This window comes from Burkholderia sp. AU27893 (genome assembly GCF_002223205.1).
Lineage (GTDB): Bacteria > Pseudomonadota > Gammaproteobacteria > Burkholderiales > Burkholderiaceae > Burkholderia.
The window spans coordinates 1503380-1518467 of sequence record NZ_NKFD01000001.1 but is presented as its reverse complement, the minus strand read 5'-3'; the positions used below and the strand labels follow the sequence as shown (position 1 = coordinate 1518467).

The following is a 15088-nucleotide window of genomic DNA, read 5'->3' as shown; positions in this document are numbered from 1 at the left end:
CTGAGCGGGCGACGGGCAGCGGCGCGGGGGCCCCTCCCTGTCGCCGCGACGCCTAGACGAGCGGTGTTTCGACGAACGCCGGCAGCGCCTCCGCCCGCGCCGAATGCGCGGCCAGTGCCGGATAACGGGCCGGATCGATCCGCGCGAGCGTCGGGTAGTCGGCCGCCATGAACTGCGTGAAGCGCCATGCGACCGCGACCGTCACGTCGGACTGCAGCAGGCGCGCGCCGCCGAACCAGCCGTTCGCGGCCGCGACGAGCGGCTCCAGGGCGCCGTATGCGCCCTCGATCTGGCTCAGTACGCGCTCGAGCCACGGCGCATGCTGCTTGTCGGCCGGACGCAGCGCCTGCTCGTAGACGACCTGCACGGTCTTCTCGGCGGCCGCCAGCGCGAAACCGACCGGCACGAGCGCGCGCAGCCGCGCATCGGCGGTATCGGGCAGCAAGCGCCGCTCGGGCGCGACCCGATGATCGAGATAGTCGACGATCAATGACGAATCGAGCAGCGTCGCGCCGTCGTCGGTCACGAGCGTCGGCGCCTTGACGACCGGGTTGGTCGCCCTGAACTGCTCGAAATGACGGAACACCGAGATCGACTCGTGTTCGAACGGGAGGTCGAGCAGTTTCGCCGAAATGGCGACCCGACGCACGAACGGGGAATCCAGCATGCCGATCAGCTTCATCGCGAACGCTCCGCTTCAGAAGAATGGGAGCGACGACTGTAGCAGCGTCGCGCGGCATCGCCTAGGGCTCGGGCCCGTTCCCGCCCGCAACGAGCGGGGGCCGGCGCCGCGACCGCGTTTGCCGAAATAGCGGACCGTGCTCGGCCAGCCTTCGCGCCCGTGCGCCTGATGCACATCAACCCGCCGCGCGCGGGACTCACGATGTCCGGCCACAGTGACCATAATGCAAGTTCACCACCTTCCGCCCCAAGGTTCGCCATGTGGTATGCCCTCGTCGAGCAGCAGCGGGAATGGATGCGCGCCTGGCGCGCGGCGACGCGGCATGCGTTCGACGCGTGGCCCGCGGCCACGCTGCCGCAGGCGGCGGCGTCGTGCTACGACGACCTGTTCGAGCCGCTGCTCGGGCCACCGGACGGGCCCCCGCACTTCGACATCGGATGGCCGGCGCTCGGCGAGCGCGTCGTCGCGCGCACGCCGTTCTGCGACCTGCGGCGCTTCACGCGGGCCGACGCGCAGCGCACGGTGCTGCTGTGCGCGCCGCTCGCCGGGCATGCGGCCGTGATGATGCGGGAAACCGTCGAGACGCTGCTCGCGGACGGCGATGTCTGCGTGACTGACTGGCGCAATGCGCGCGACGTACCGCTCGCGTCGGGCCGTTTCGGGCTCGACGAGTACGTCGCGACGCTCGACGGCTTCGTCGACGGACTCGCACACGACGACCGGCCGCTGCATGTCGTCGCCGTGTGCCAGGCGACCGTGCCGGCGCTCGGCGCGCTCGCGCTGCGGGCGGCGCGCGGTCTCCCGTCGCCCGCGAGCGTCACGCTGATCGGCGGCCCGCTCGACGCGCGCCGGAATCCGAGTGCGCTCGGCACCGCCGCTGCCGCCCATTCGCTCGCCTGGTGCCGCCGCCACCTGATCGACGTCGTGCCGCCCGGCTTCGCGGGGCACGGCCGCCACGTGTTTCCCACCTATCTGCAACAGGGCGAGATCGCGCTCGTGTACCCGCAGCGCTTCCTGTCGCTGATCGAAGCGTACGCGCTGGCCGCGTCGCGCTTCGACATGACCGGACTCGCCGGCGCGCGGCGCGCGCTGCTCGAATACACGGCGCTGCTCGACATGCCGGCCGAGTATTTCCTCGATACGGTCGACATCGTGTTCCAGCGCATGAGCCTGGCGCTCGGCACCTGGGACGTGGGCGGCCGGCGCGTCGAGCCGGCGGCGTTGCGCGGCCTCGTCCTGCTGACCGTCGAAGGCGCATGCGACAAGGTCACGGGCGCCGGCCAGACGCACGCGGCGCTCGACCTGTGCAGCGGCCTCGCCGACGACGAGCGCTTTCGCATCGACATCGACGACTGCGATCACTACGGGCTGTTCACGGGGGCACGCTGGCACGGGGACGTGCATCCGATGCTGCAGCGCGTGTTCGCGTGGGCCGAAGCCCGCCGCCCTCGCCCGCGCCGCATCCGGCGGACGTGACACCGGATCAGCGCCGCGCCGCGTCGAGCAACGCGCGCACCTCGTCGTCACTCGTCTGCTCGAAGCGCGCGTAGAACTGGCTGATCCCGAAAAACGGCAGCGGCAGCGTCACGGTGACGAACGCGTCGGCCAGGTCGTCGAACCCATGCCGTGTACCCGCCGGCGCGACCGGTGCAGCCGCGATGATCCGCGCCGGATGACGCTCGCGTAACGCCTGCAGCGCGACGCGCATCGATGCGCCGGTAGCGACGCCGTCGTCGACGACGATCGCAATGCGCCCTTCGACCGGCAGCGGCGGCTCGGCGCCGCGATACAGCGCTTCACGGCGATGCAGTTCGGCCGTCTCGCGCGCGATCACGTCGGCGAGCTGCGCGTCGGACACCTTCATCGAACGCAGCACCGAACGCTGCAGATGAATCGCCCCGCCCGTCGCGATCGCGCCCATCGCGAGCTCGGGATCGTACGGCACGCCGAGCTTGCGCACGACCAGCACGTCGAGCGGCGCATGCAGCGCACAAGCGACCGGATAGGCGACGGGTACACCGCCGCGCGGCAACGCGAGCACGACGACATCGCCACGCCCCGCGTAATCGCGCAATGCACCGGCCAGCTGGCGGCCGGCATCGGCGCGATCGGCAAAACACTCGAACACGATCGACTCCCTGCCGTTGCGCCGGATGCGCGAAACCCGCGTCGGCGCCTGTCAACGAGCATGGTTCATCGGTCGCGCCGATGCAAGCAGGGTCACACCGGCCCGCGCGGGCCGACGGAAAAGGTCAGAGGCCGCCGGCCTGCCGGTACAGCCGCCAGAACGACTGGGCATAGGATTGCGCGAGCTCCGGCGCACGCTGGAACACGTTCACCGTTTCCGCATGGGCGGCCGCGCCTTCGGACAGCGTGGTCAGCGCGACGCTGTCGTCGACGATCACGAAACGCGGGGCGGGATCGCCGTGCCGCGAATCGATCGCCACGTCGATGCCGGAAGATTTCAGATAGCCCGCGCCGCTGTATCTGCCCGCGCGCGGCGAACGCACGAGCACGACACGCACCTCGACCCCGCGCGCACGGGCCGCGCGCAGCGCGCTCGCGACCGCCGGCGGCACGTGCGTGTAGCCGGCCAGCAGCACGCGGCGCTGCGCCTGCCCGATCAGGTCGACGGTCGCGTCGGCCGCTGCATTGTCATACGAAAAGTATGTGCCGACCGATGCGGCATCGGACGGAATCTGGGCGGCGTGGGCGCTCGCCGCGCAGCAAAGCGCGGCGAGAAGGAAGGCGGCTGGTCTCATGGCGGGCGCCATTTTAGCGATGCCAATTCGCGTGGCAAGCCCCACCTGAGAGGCTGCTGCGCCGGCGCAACACACAGCGCAAAACCGGTCTCCGGCGAACAGGTTAGCGCCCGTCTTTCATGCGACCGATCAGCCCGTCGCGACGCGCGAGAGCCAGCTCGCCACGCCGTCGACGGAACGGAAATCCGCGAGACTGCGCGCCGGCAGCGCCGGATAGGCCCCCCCTGCCATCTCGGCCAGCGCGCGGCCGGGACCGAGTTCGAGGAACGCGGTCGCACCGGCCTCCACGCACGCGGCCAGACAGGCCGCCCACTCGACCGGCTCCGCGATCTGCCGCGCAAGCTTGTCGAGGCCGGCGTCGACGTCCAGCACCGATGCGCCATCGATCCCCGAAAACAGCCGCGTGCCGGGCAGCGGCCGCCGTACGTGAGTCGCGGCGAGCGACGTGCGAAACACCGGCACGGCCGCGGCGAGCCGGCGCGTGTGCGATGCGATCCGCACGCAGACGGGCGCGACGCGCAGCACGCCGGCGCGCGACGCCTCGTCGGCCACCGCGTCGACATCGGCCTGCCGCCCCGCGACCACGAACGCGTCGCCGGGATTCGCGATCGCGATCGCCGCGTCGCGGCCGTCGCACAATCGTGCGAGTTGCGCGCGCGCCAAGCCGCGTACGAACACCATCCGCTCGTCGCCGCCGCTCGCGGCATCCATCGCGCGCGCACGCGCATCGGCCAGGTCGAGCGCGGCGTCCGGCTCGATCATCCCGGCAACGCTCCACGACGCGACTTCGCCGACGCTGTAGCCGGCGACGCAGCGCCGGCGCGGCCACACCGCGTCCAGCAGCGCGGCGGCGGCGAGCGCCTGGACCGTGCAGAGAATCTGCGCGGCACGGTTCTCGCGCAACGCGTCCGGCCCGGCCTGCCGGACCCACGCGCGCGGATCGTCGCCGAGGAGCCGGCCAGCGTGCGCAAACAGCGCGTCGGCCTGCGGCGCGGCGCCGGTCAGGTCGAACATGTCGGCGCGCTGCGCGCCCTGCCCCGAACAGAGGATGGCCAGCGTCATCGCGCGCCCTCGTCAACTTCGAGCGCATCGACGAAGACGCTCATCGCGAGCAGGTCGGCGGCACCGCCCGGGCTCAGCCGCCGCGCCACGAACGCACGATGGGCAGCGGCCGCGCGCGGCCGCCAGTCACGCGCCCGCACGCCGCCCCGTGCCACGAACGCACGTGCGGTCGCCCGCGCGAACGCGAGGCCGGCCTGCCCGCCCCGGTGCAGCAGGTTCGTATCGTCGAGCGCGGCGATCAGCGCGAAGCATGCATCGACGCGCGCGGCTTCCGGGTCGCCCGGCAGGTCACGCTGCGCGCGACGCAGCGCGGGCAGCCCGACCGCATAGACGGTCGTGAAACCGTCGGCCGCCTCGCGACGTGCGCCGCCGACGCCGTAGCGGCGGCTCGCGCGTTCGCCGTGGCTGTCGGGCAAGCGCGGGCCGCCGAGGATATCGGCTCCCCAGCGGCGGGAGACGAACGCACCGAGCGTCATTCCTGCCGGCATCGTTCCCGGCATCGCGCGCCGACCGGCAGCCGCACACAGCAGCCCGAGCCCGAAAATTGCGCCGCGATGCGTGTTGACGCCACCGGTCGCGGCGAGCATCGCGTGCTCGGCACGCAGGCCGATCTTGCGCAGCACGGCCATGTCCGCATCGCGTGCGCCCGCGTCGGCCAACTCGGCGAAGTACGGCCGCAGCACGGCGGCGCTGCGGGCGAACGTCGCGGCATCCATGTCGGTGTGGCTGCCGGTGTCGACGTGGCTGACGAGCCCCGGCTTCGGATAGGTCTCGATTTCCAGCACGAGGCTGCGCTCGGCCAGGTCGGCGATGCGCTCGGCTTCGGACGGCGCCGGTACGCGGCAGGCAGCCCATGCGCTCATCGTGCCCCTCCGAGGAACGCGTCGGCCGGCATCAGTTCGACGGTGATCGCGGTCTTGACCGCGACTTCAGGCTGCCGCGCGTGCAGTTCGCGCCAGTTGACGCCGGCGCCGTCGTCGCGCAGCAGTTCGCCGTCGATGCGCATCGGCGCGCGCGCGTCGATCGCCGCAAGGCCGTCGAGCAGCGGCGCGCGCGACGCAGGGTCCGGCAGCGGGAACACGACGTCGAGATCGGACGACGCCCCCAGGTAACGTTCGCCCGTCAGTGCCTGCCACGCGAGGCTGCCGAACACGCGGCCCTGCACGCCGCAACGCTCACCGAGCGCATCGAGTTCGCGCAACGCCGTGCGCCATGCGTTGGGCGCGGCGGCGAGCACGTCGGACAACGCCGGTAGCGGGCCGACCGTCGCGAGCGCGTCGGCCGCCGCGTTCAGCGCGATGCGCCGCTTGCCCGCGGAAGGCGGCAGCGGCAGGCCGAGCGGCACGCGGCCGGCATCGGCCTCGTCGGGCGACGCGCGGCGCACGATCAGCGGCCAGCCGCGTTCGGCCCACGCGCGCACGAGCGGATCGGCCGCGAGCGCGGGATCGCGCGCGAATGCCGCGCCCCACCCCGCCGCCGTCAGCGTGACGAGCGTGTGGCGGCGCAGCGGCAGCTCAACGTGCGGCACGCGCGAGTGCCTCGACGCGCCGGGCGACATCGGCGGCAACCGGCCGGCCGCGTGACGCACGCCGGTCGACGCGGTCGGCCGGCTTGCCGAACCATTCGCCGACCTGCGCGTCGAGCGCGCGGGCCGGATCGAGCACGGCGTCGACGGCGCCCATCTTCACGAGATTGTCGAGCCCCGGCGCGAACACCGGCGTCGAGCGCGACATCTCCTTCAGCACGTCGATCGACAGCTTGGTCACGCGCGACATCGACGGCAGGTCCATCACCTCCGGCTCCGCGCCCGGCACCGCGAGCAGCGTGCGGGTCGCGAGCGCGGTCGCGATGAACGCACCGGCGGCCGTGTGGCCATACAGCACGCCGATCGTCCGGTGCCCGGCGAGATCCGCGTGCATCAGGCACTTCGCGAGATGCGACAGCCCTTCGTTCAGGCCGAGCAGTTCGTCGCGCTTGCTCATCCGCTGGCTGTCGCTGTCGACCAGCACGAGGATCGGCGTGTCGCCACCACGTTCGATCGTGTCGAGCACGTGCGACGCGAGCGTCAGCGCCTCGTCGATGCCGAACGGCAGACGGTCGGCAACGCCGATCACGTCGACGCGCGTGCCGGCCAGTTCCGCGTGGCCAGTCAGCAGGCCGCCGTGACGGGCGATCGAGTGGCCTTGCGGGAACAGTGAATTCAGAACTTCATCGAGCGTCATGCGGGCTCTCCTGCAGTTGGTCCGCGAGCGCGGCGAAGGCTTCGTCGGGCATCCCCGGGATCGCTTCCGGCGCCGATGCACCCAGCGCACGCCACACGTCGAGCGCATCCTTGCACGCGCCGAACCGTTCGACCCGCGCTTCGAGGCGGGCCTGCTCCGCGCGCAGCATCGCCGCATCGAACGTCGGCGCACGGCCGATCAGCGCGAGCGCCGCCGCGCGGAACGCAGCGGGCGTGTCGGCCACGTAGCGATCCGCGCCGCCGATCAGCCGTCGGTGCTTGCCGCCCATCGTGCGCCAGATCAGCGCGCGGTCCTTCGCATCGAATTCCTCGACGCCGCGATTGGTCTCGATCACTTCGGGGCCCGACACGCTGATGCGGCCCTGCTCCGATACCGCGAGCGCCGAGCAGCACGCGGCGAGCAACCCGCCGCCGCCATAGCAGCCCGCGCGCCCGCCGATCAGCCCGATCACCGGCACGCCGGCCACGCGCGCTTCGACGAGTGCGCGCATGATCTCGGCGATCGCGAGTTCGCCCGCGTTCGCCTCCTGCAGCCGCACGCCGCCCGTATCGAACAGGATCAGCACCGGCTTGCCGGTGTCGCGCGCGGCCCGCAGCAGCCCGGTGAGCTTCGCGCCATGCACTTCGCCGAACGCGCCGCCCATGAAGCGGCCTTCCTGCGCGGCGACGAACACCGGCTGGCCGTCGAGCCGGCCGTGGCCGACCACCATCCCGTCGTCGAATTGCTGCGGCAGGTCGAACAGCGGCAGGTGCGGGCTGGTCACGCGCTCGGCCGGGCCGAGGAATTCGCTGAAACTGCCGGCGTCGAGCAGCCCGTCGATGCGCTGCCGCGCCGATGCTTCGTACCAGCTCGCGGCATTCGCGACGAACGCGGGCGTATCGTGCGTATCGTGGATCGCGTCGTTCATCATGCATCCCCCTCGATCGCCCGCACGGCTTGCGCGAGCCGCAGCGACACCATGTCGGGCCGCGCGCCGCCGTCGTTGATCGACAGCTTCAGGCCGCCCGGCGTGCGCCGCTCGACGAAATCCGCGACGACGGCCTGCCACACCGCGCCGAACCCGACCGCCGCCGTGCGGATGTCGATCTCGCATTCGTTGTCCGGCAGCACGCGCTCGACGAGCACTTCGAGATTGCCGGACGCCACCACGCCGACGAGCGCCGCGGCCTGCTCGCCCTTTGCGCGCTCGCGCGCGGTGAAGCGATAGTTCAACTGTTCCATGCCGTTGTCCTTACCAGTTGCGGAACCGGGCCGGCGGCGCATACAGGCCGCCCGACCAGTGCACGAGATCCTTGATCGAACGCGCGGCGAGCCAGCGGCGGTCGGCGTCGAGCGGATCGATGCCGAGATCTTCCGGGCGACGGATCACGCCGCGTTCGCGCAGCCGCTCGACCATCCTCCGGTCGCGGCCGCGGCCGACTTCCGTATAGCCGGCGACGCCGCGGATCGCGTGCTCGCGTTCGTCCTTGTCGCGGCACATCAGCAGGTTCGCGATCCCTTCCTCGGTGACGATGTGCGTGACGTCGTCGCCGTAGACCATGATCGGCGCGAGATCGAGCTGCAGCTTGTCGGCGAGCTTCAGCGCGTCGAGCTTCTCGACGAACATCGGCACGTTCTTGTCGCCGAACGTCTCGCCGATCTGCACGACGAGCTTGCGGCCGCGCCTGAGCGCCGCCGGCGTGTCGGGGTCGGCCTCCGCTCCGGCCTTCAGCCACGGCTCGCTCGGATGGCGCCGGCCGCGCGCGTCGCTGCCCATGTTCGGCGCGCCGCCGAAACCGGCGATGCGCTCGGCCGTGACCGTCGACGAATGGCCAGACAGGTCGATCTGCAGCGTCGAGCCGATGAACATGTCGCACGCATAGAGGCCCGCGGTCTGGCAGAACGCGCGGTTCGAGCGCAGCGACCCGTCGGGGCCCGTGAACCAGATGTCGGAGCGCGCGCGAATGTAGTCGTCCATCCCGACTTCCGAGCCGAAACAGTGGATCTGCTCGACCCAGCCCGACTCGATCGCGGGAATCAGCGTCGGGTGCGGGTTGAGCGCCCAGTGCGAGCAGACCTTGCCCTTCAGCCCGAGCTTCTCGCCGTAGGTCGGCAGCAGCAGCTCGATCGCGGCCGTGTTGAAGCCGATCCCGTGGTTCAGGCGCTTGATGCCGTACGGCGCGTAGATGCCCTTGATCGCGAGCATCGCGGTGAGGATCTGCGTTTCGGTGATCGCCGCCGGATCGCGCGTGAACAGCGGCTCGACGTAGAACGGCCGGCCGGCCTCGACGACGAAGTGCACGCGATCGCCGGGGATGTCGACGCGCGGCACCTTGTCGACGATGCGGTCGACCTGCGCGATCACGATGCCGTCCTTGAATGCCGTGGCTTCGACGACGGTCGGCGTGTCTTCGGTGTTCGGGCCGGTGTAGAGATTGCCGTCGCGATCGGCGCTGACCGCGGCGATCAGCGCGACCTGCGGCGTGAGGTCGATGAAGTAACGCGCGAACAGCTCGAGATAGGTGTGCACCGCGCCGAGCGCGATCTTGCCGCCGAACAGCAGCTTCGCGATGCGCTGCGACTGCGGGCCCGAATACGCGAAGTCGAGACGCTTCGCGATGCCGCGCTCGAACACGTCGAGATGCTCGGGCAGCACGACGCCCGACTGCACCATGTGCAGGTCGTGGATCTTCGCGCTGTCGACGTCGGCCAGCGCGGTGGCGAGCAGGTCGGCCTGCTTCTGGTTGTCGCCTTCGAGGCACACGCGATCGCCGGGCCGCAGCACCGCTTCGAGCAACGCCACGGTGTCGCGCGCATCGACCCGCTTGCCCTGCGCGTAAGCCGCGCCGGCCGCGAGGCGTGCATCGCGCGCCTGCCGCGCGTGATTCCATCCGGTCATGAACAGTTCTCCGCTTCGATGGTTCAGCGGCATTCTAAGCCTGGCGCCGCCGCCGATTGATGATGTTGACGAATGCGACTCAGAGGACGCGGCGATGGATGCGGCCCGCGCACGGGCCGCCCATCGTGGGGCCTACGCGCCGACCAGCGCGCGCGTCGTGAAGAACAGCAGCGACGGGCCGAGCAGGCAACCCACGCCGGTATGGAACGTCGCGACGAGCGCGCCATACGGCACGAGCCGTCGGTCAGTTGCAGCGAGCCCCGCGCTCACGCCGCTGACGGTGCCGGCCAGGCCGCCGAAGATCATCGCGGAGCGCGGCGTCTTCAGGCCCATGAAGTTGGCCGCGACCGGCGTGCCGACCATCACGATGATCGCCTTGACCAGCCCCGTCGCGATGCTGAGTGCGATCACGTCGGAGCTTGCACCGATCGCCGCGCCCGTGACGGGGCCGACGATGTAGGTGACGGCGCCCGCGCCGATCGTCGTCATGCTGACCGCGTCGGTATAGCCGAAGGCGCGCGCGATGCACGCGCCGACGATGAACGGCAGCACGGTGCCGAGCAGCAGCGACACGACACCGACGAGCCCGGCCTTGCGCGCCTCGGCGGGCTGCACTTCGAACGCGGTCGCGACGATCGCGAAATCGCGCAGCATCGCGCCGCCCATCAGGCCGATGCCGGCGAACAGCTTGACGTCGGCCAGCCCCTTCTCGCCGCCGGTGAATGCGCCGCCGACATAGGCCAGCACGAGACCGATCACGATCGCGATCGCCGAGCCGTGCACGCGGCCGAACGTGAGCTTGCGCGACGCGATCGACGACAGCCACATGATCAGGCCGACCAGCGCGAACGACGCGACGAGCCCGTTGTGGGCGACGGTTTTTTCGAGCATCTGCAGCATGGCGGCCTCCGTTACTGTTCTTCGAACTGCGGCACGCCCGCGAAGGCCGTGTCGTCGCGCCCGGTGCGCACGAGTACCGCGATGCAGCATGCGCAGATCGCGACCGCGCCGACGGCCGCCAGCAGCGCGACCGGGCCGCCCTTCAGCGCGGCGACGACGTTCTGGTTCGCGGCCATCGCGACGACGACGGGGATGTACATCGCGCCCCAGAAACCGACGCCGGCCTCGGTCTCCTTCGGCAGCCAGCCGCGGCGGTGCAGCCAGAGGCGCAGGCAGATCAGCAGCAGCATCGCGATGCCGACGCCGCCGACGTTGGTCTTCACGCCGATTGCACTGCCGAGCAGGTCGCCGAGGAACAGTCCGGCCAGGTGGCAGAACGCCAGCAGCGCGGTTCCGTAGATGATCATGAGTCGTCTCCAGTCTCTTCGTGACGGGCGCATGGCCGCCAGCAGGAGCCGAATCTTGCCCGCCGATCCCATGCCGGGCGTGTCTCCTGCGGCGGTGCGCCGCGGCCCGGCGGCCCGTCATGCGGGCACGTTCTCGGGCGGTCGATGGGATGATGCGGTTTCGGGCCGGACGCCGGATGCCGTAGACTGAATGAAGCAGCCGCCGGCCCGACGCGGGCTACGCGTCCGGTGCGCCCCGTTGCGGGCCGCACCGGGGCGTGATCCGATACTAGCGCCGCAATATCCGGCCATTTATGAAGTTGTCGAAACTGATTCAGTGGATTTAGCAATGCGTCCGTTACCGCCCGAGCTGCTGCGCAGCTTCGTCGCCGTCGCCCAGTCCGGCAGCTTCACCGCCGCGTCCGAGCGCGTGAGCCTGTCGCAGTCGACCGTCAGCCAGCATATCCGCCGCCTCGAGGAGCTGCTCGACCGGCCGCTGTTCGAGCGCGACACGCGCAACGTGCACCTGTCGCAGCACGGCGATGCGCTGTTCCGCTACGCGGTGCGCATTCTCGAACTGATGGACGAGGCCGTCACGTCGGTGTGCGGGCCGCCGCTGTCGGGCAAGGTGCGGCTCGCGATGTCGGAGGATTTCGCGTCGGCGCACCTGACGGCCGCGCTCGCGAGCTTCGTGCAGCGCAATCCGGAAGTCGAGCTCGCGATCTCGACCGGGCTGTCGGGCGACCTGTTCGACGCGCTCGACGAAGGGCGGCACGATCTCGTGTTCGCGAAGCGCATCGCCGGCAGCCGGCGCGGCCGCGTGATCCGCAGCGAACCGCTGTACTGGTGCACCGGCCCCGATTCGCGGATCACCGGCCACGAGGCCGTGCTGCCGCTCGCGATGCATCCGGAGCCGAGCGTGTCGCGCCGCCGCGTGCTCGAATCGCTCGAGGCCGTCGGGCGGCCGTACCGGATCGCCGTCGTGAGCAGCAGCATCGCAGTGCTGCGCGCGGCCGCGAGCGCGGGGCTCGGCGTCAGCGCATTCGCCGGCTACGTGATTCCGGCCGGGCTCGCGCGGCTCGACGCGGGGCTACCTGAACTCGGCGAACTCGAATACGTGATCGACCGGCCGGCGGCTGCATCGCGTTCGACGCTTGCACTCGAAGCGACGCTGATCACGGCGGCGTCGGAGTTGTAACCGTACCAGGCGCGCCGCACGCAAGCGCACCCGCACCCGCACCTGACAGCTTTGCCCGGAACGCGTCATCGTCCACGCAGCACCCGCTCGCGACAATGGGACCCATCGGAACGCACGGCCAGCCGCCGCGCGCATCCGGTGTCCCGTCCCCTTGATCGGAGCACGCCATGAAATTCTTGCGATTCGCCGTCGCGACCGCCGCTGCCGCCCTGCTGCCCCCCGCCTTTGCCCAGACGTCCGATACCGCGGCGCCCGCGCAGGGGCTGACCCGCGCGGAAGTCGTTGCACAACTCAAGCAGGCCTATCTCGACGGCGAACTGCCGACGAACGACGGCAACTACCCGCCGAACGCCGCGACCCGCGCGCGCAACCGCGAACTCGTGCAGGCCGCGAGCCCGGCATGGCTCGCACAGACGCCGCAGGCACCGCAAACCGCCGCGCAGCAGTAGCCGGCCGCGGCCCGGACGCGACGCCGCGGCGCGGTCACGGCAGGAAGCTGCGGCGCCGCGCGTCGATCAGCTCGACGAGCAGGCGGTCGCGTTCGGCCGCCAGTTCCTGCATCGAGCGCTCGCCCTGGATCGCGCGCAATTCATCGTTCAGCTTGCGATCGACGTCCGGATCGAACGAAGGCGTGCCGAGATCGTCCCACCAGCTCGTGATCGGCCCCGACAGGTGTTCGAGAAAGTGCGCGATCCCGCCCGCGCCGCCGCCGAGGTGATAGGTCAGGCATTGCCCCATCAGCCCCCAGCGCAGGCCGGGCCCCCACGCGACGGCCTTGTCCGCATCGGCGACGCTCACCACGCCTTCGCCGACGAGGTGATACACCTCGCGGAACAGCGCGGCCGCGAGCCGGTTCGCGACGTGGCCGGTCATTTCCTTGTTGAGGACGATCGTCTGCTTGCCGAGCGCGTCGTAGAAAGCCTTCACGCGCGCGATCACCTCCTGGCTGGTGGCATCGCCGCCGACCAGCTCGACGAGCGGAATCAGGTGCGGCGGATTGAACGGATGCGCGATCAGGCAACGCTCCGGATGCTTGTCGCACGCGGTCTGGATGTCCGACATCTTCAGGCCCGATGAGCTCGACGCGATCGGCACGTGCGCAGGCAGCACGTCGTCCATCTGCCGGTACAGCGCGCGCTTGAGGTCGAGCCGTTCCGGACCATTCTCCTGCACGAAGTCGACGCCGTCGAGCGCACGCACGAGATCGGCGTCGAACGACAGCCGCGCGGAAAGTTCGGCGGCCCGGTCGCCGAGAAACGCAGCCAGCGCGTCGCGCAACCGCGTGTCGGCGTGCGGCGCCGGATCGGTCGCGACGACGTCGAAGCCTTGCGTCAGATAGAAGGCGGCCCAGCTCGCGCCGATCACGCCGGCGCCGACGATCGCGATGCGTCGAATGTCCATGATTGTCCCGTGTCGTTGGTCTGCAAAAACATCGCGGCGATTGTCGCATCGAATCGCGCGGGCCTGCATTGACGCAGATTGCAGATTCCCTCTTGAAATGCGCTTCAGCTGCCACTAATTACGCGTCGTCGGGCAGTGCAACATGCAGCGCACCGCCCCCGTTTCGACCCAGTGGAGCTTCCACGACGCGCCCGCCGCAGGCGTCGCGCCGTCACGTCTCCCGCGTTCCCTGTTCAGGAGGACCAACATGAGCGGTATCCATTTCGGCAGCGACCTGTTCGACGAATTCGCCCGCGTGCAGCGGCAAGTGGCCAACCTGCTCGGCGATCGTCCGGCCGGCATTCGCGCGGTACGGCCCGGCGCCTTTCCGGCGCTCAACGTCGGCGCCACCGACGGCACGATCGAGATCGTCGCGTTCGCACCCGGCATGGCCGCGGCCGATTTCGACGTGTCGATCGACAAGGACCTGCTGACGATCAGCGGCGAGCGCAAGCCGGCGCCGCGCGGCGAAGGCGCCGATCTGCGCACCTATGCGCAGGAACGCTTTCACGGCGCATTCCGCCGTGTCGTCGAGCTGCCGCGGGATGCGGACCCCGACCAGGTCAGCGCCCGCTACGAAAACGGCTGCCTGCTGATTCGCGTCGGCCGGCGCGAGGCATCGAAGCCGCGTGCGATCACCGTTCAATAATAGTCAGGATACCGACATGAATGCGAACCCGACCCTGGCCGAGCGTCAGACCAACACCGTCCACCCCGCTGCCGCCGAAGCGGCCCGCCGTCCCGCGATCACGCCGGCCGTCGACATCGTCGAGAATCATCTCGGCGTCACGCTGCGGGCCGACCTGCCCGGCGTGCCGCGCGAGAACCTCGACGTGAAGGTGCACGACAACACGCTGACGATCGAAGCCGACACGCGTCTCGAGACGCCGGCCGACCTGCGCGTGCGACACGCCGAAATCCGTGCGACGCGCTATGCGCGCAGCTTCGTTCTGAGCCCGGATCTCGATACGTCGAAGATCGACGCGAGCCTGCGCGACGGCGTGCTGACGCTGACGATTCCGCGCCGCGAGGAAATGCGTCCGCGCCGCATCGACGTGACGGCCGGCAACGCGTAAGCATTGGTGCGTGCCGTTATCCCGCACGCATGAAGAAGCCCCGCCGGGTACGCGCCCGGCGGGGCTTTCTTTTACGACGTGCGGTGCGATCAGTCGAAGTCGAACAGGTCGAACACCGATTTCTTCCGACGCTGGCTATCGTGCTTGTAGCGATCGTCGTGCGAGGGAGCGTCGCGGCCCCAGCCGCCATCGTGGCCGCGCGGTGCTTGCGCATCGCGCCGCACGGCGGCTTCATCGCGGCGCGCTGGCGCATCGCCGGCCTCGCGCGCGATCAGCTTGTCGAGTTCGCCGCGATCGAGCCACACGCCGCGGCAGGTCGGACAGTAGTCGATCTCGATCGACTGGCGCTCGGCCATCAGCAGGTCGGGCGTCTTGCAGACTGGGCATTTCATCGCGCTTCTCCTTTCCGTGCGAATTTCATCCGGACTCCATATGACGCGCGTGACGCCGGCCGCTGCAGC

19 protein-coding genes are annotated in these 15088 nt (G+C 70.4%); 5 read left to right on the top strand and 14 right to left on the bottom strand.

The window, feature by feature from the left end; all coding sequences use genetic code 11:
- Positions 1 to 52: 52 nt before the first annotated feature.
- On the bottom strand, positions 53 to 682 hold the full coding sequence (locus CFB47_RS07170) for a glutathione S-transferase family protein (RefSeq protein WP_089439692.1): 630 nt from the start codon (positions 680 to 682) through the stop codon (positions 53 to 55).
- A gap of 258 nt (positions 683 to 940) precedes the next feature.
- Here CFB47_RS07170 and CFB47_RS07165 point away from each other — a divergent pair, with 258 nt between their 5' ends.
- The gene (locus tag CFB47_RS07165) at positions 941 to 2158 is read left to right on the top strand and encodes a polyhydroxyalkanoate depolymerase (RefSeq protein ID WP_089460767.1); all 1218 of its coding nucleotides are present in this window, start codon (positions 941 to 943) and stop codon (positions 2156 to 2158) included.
- 7 nt (positions 2159 to 2165) lie between these two features.
- Here CFB47_RS07165 and CFB47_RS07160 read toward each other — a convergent pair whose 3' ends face one another.
- The 11 genes from CFB47_RS07160 to madL all read right to left on the bottom strand — a co-directional run bounded on the left by CFB47_RS07160 (position 2166) and on the right by madL (position 10934).
- Positions 2166 to 2810 (bottom strand): phosphoribosyltransferase, encoded by a 645-nt coding sequence (locus CFB47_RS07160; RefSeq protein ID WP_089460766.1) that lies wholly within the window; start codon positions 2808 to 2810, stop codon positions 2166 to 2168.
- Positions 2811 to 2934: 124 nt separating this feature from the next.
- Entirely contained in the window at positions 2935 to 3456 is a 522-nt protein-coding gene (locus CFB47_RS07155; RefSeq protein ID WP_069247634.1) for a phospholipase D-like domain-containing protein, read from the bottom strand.
- 117 nt (positions 3457 to 3573) lie between these two features.
- Positions 3574 to 4506, bottom strand: a complete 933-nt coding sequence (locus CFB47_RS07150) for an acyltransferase domain-containing protein (RefSeq protein ID WP_089460765.1) — start codon at positions 4504 to 4506, stop codon at positions 3574 to 3576.
- On the bottom strand, positions 4503 to 5369 hold the full coding sequence (mdcB, locus tag CFB47_RS07145) for a triphosphoribosyl-dephospho-CoA synthase MdcB (protein WP_089460764.1): 867 nt from the start codon (positions 5367 to 5369) through the stop codon (positions 4503 to 4505). Before mdcB ends, CFB47_RS07150 begins: the two co-directional genes overlap by 4 nt.
- A complete protein-coding gene (gene mdcG, locus CFB47_RS07140; protein ID WP_089461375.1) occupies positions 5366 to 6034 on the bottom strand; it encodes a malonate decarboxylase holo-[acyl-carrier-protein] synthase in 669 nt (222 codons plus the stop codon). The genes mdcB and mdcG overlap by 4 nt, the downstream gene beginning before the upstream one ends.
- Positions 6021 to 6728: a biotin-independent malonate decarboxylase subunit gamma gene (mdcE, locus tag CFB47_RS07135; RefSeq protein ID WP_089460763.1), complete on the bottom strand. Its 708-nt coding sequence runs from the start codon at positions 6726 to 6728 to the stop codon at positions 6021 to 6023. The genes mdcG and mdcE overlap by 14 nt, the downstream gene beginning before the upstream one ends.
- Positions 6715 to 7659 (bottom strand): biotin-independent malonate decarboxylase subunit beta, encoded by a 945-nt coding sequence (locus CFB47_RS07130; protein ID WP_089460762.1) that lies wholly within the window; start codon positions 7657 to 7659, stop codon positions 6715 to 6717. Before CFB47_RS07130 ends, mdcE begins: the two co-directional genes overlap by 14 nt.
- Complete coding sequence (gene mdcC / locus CFB47_RS07125) at positions 7656 to 7970, bottom strand: malonate decarboxylase acyl carrier protein (protein WP_089439683.1); 315 nt, start codon at positions 7968 to 7970, stop codon at positions 7656 to 7658. The genes CFB47_RS07130 and mdcC overlap by 4 nt, the downstream gene beginning before the upstream one ends.
- A gap of 10 nt (positions 7971 to 7980) precedes the next feature.
- Positions 7981 to 9627: a malonate decarboxylase subunit alpha gene (mdcA, locus tag CFB47_RS07120; protein WP_089461374.1), complete on the bottom strand. Its 1647-nt coding sequence runs from the start codon at positions 9625 to 9627 to the stop codon at positions 7981 to 7983.
- Positions 9628 to 9759: 132 nt separating this feature from the next.
- Positions 9760 to 10527, bottom strand: a complete 768-nt coding sequence (gene madM, locus CFB47_RS07115; RefSeq protein ID WP_089439681.1) for a malonate transporter subunit MadM — start codon at positions 10525 to 10527, stop codon at positions 9760 to 9762.
- Positions 10528 to 10538: 11 nt separating this feature from the next.
- Positions 10539 to 10934 (bottom strand): malonate transporter subunit MadL, encoded by a 396-nt coding sequence (gene madL, locus CFB47_RS07110; protein ID WP_034186756.1) that lies wholly within the window; start codon positions 10932 to 10934, stop codon positions 10539 to 10541.
- Between the two features lie 328 nt (positions 10935 to 11262).
- On the opposite strand from madL, the gene CFB47_RS07105 reads away from it, so the two are divergent.
- Both CFB47_RS07105 and CFB47_RS07100 read left to right on the top strand, forming a co-directional pair.
- Positions 11263 to 12111 carry a LysR substrate-binding domain-containing protein gene (locus CFB47_RS07105; RefSeq protein WP_089455951.1) on the top strand — a complete coding sequence of 283 codons (849 nt, stop codon included), beginning with the start codon at positions 11263 to 11265 and terminating at the stop codon, positions 12109 to 12111.
- A 167-nt stretch (positions 12112 to 12278) separates the two neighbouring features.
- Positions 12279 to 12560 carry a DUF4148 domain-containing protein gene (locus tag CFB47_RS07100; RefSeq protein ID WP_089460761.1) on the top strand — a complete coding sequence of 94 codons (282 nt, stop codon included), beginning with the start codon at positions 12279 to 12281 and terminating at the stop codon, positions 12558 to 12560.
- Between the two features lie 34 nt (positions 12561 to 12594).
- Here CFB47_RS07100 and CFB47_RS07095 read toward each other — a convergent pair whose 3' ends face one another.
- Complete coding sequence (locus CFB47_RS07095) at positions 12595 to 13512, bottom strand: 3-hydroxyacyl-CoA dehydrogenase NAD-binding domain-containing protein (RefSeq protein ID WP_089460760.1); 918 nt, start codon at positions 13510 to 13512, stop codon at positions 12595 to 12597.
- A 247-nt stretch (positions 13513 to 13759) separates the two neighbouring features.
- Between CFB47_RS07095 and CFB47_RS07090 the strand changes: the two genes are divergently transcribed.
- The gene (locus tag CFB47_RS07090) at positions 13760 to 14200 is read left to right on the top strand and encodes an Hsp20/alpha crystallin family protein (RefSeq protein ID WP_089460759.1); all 441 of its coding nucleotides are present in this window, start codon (positions 13760 to 13762) and stop codon (positions 14198 to 14200) included.
- A gap of 16 nt (positions 14201 to 14216) precedes the next feature.
- The gene (locus tag CFB47_RS07085; RefSeq protein WP_089460758.1) at positions 14217 to 14627 is read left to right on the top strand and encodes an Hsp20/alpha crystallin family protein; all 411 of its coding nucleotides are present in this window, start codon (positions 14217 to 14219) and stop codon (positions 14625 to 14627) included.
- 89 nt (positions 14628 to 14716) lie between these two features.
- Here the strand turns inward: CFB47_RS07085 and CFB47_RS07080 are convergent, their stop codons facing one another.
- Positions 14717 to 15019, bottom strand: a complete 303-nt coding sequence (locus CFB47_RS07080; protein ID WP_089460757.1) for a zf-TFIIB domain-containing protein — start codon at positions 15017 to 15019, stop codon at positions 14717 to 14719.
- Positions 15020 to 15088 lie beyond the last annotated feature (69 nt).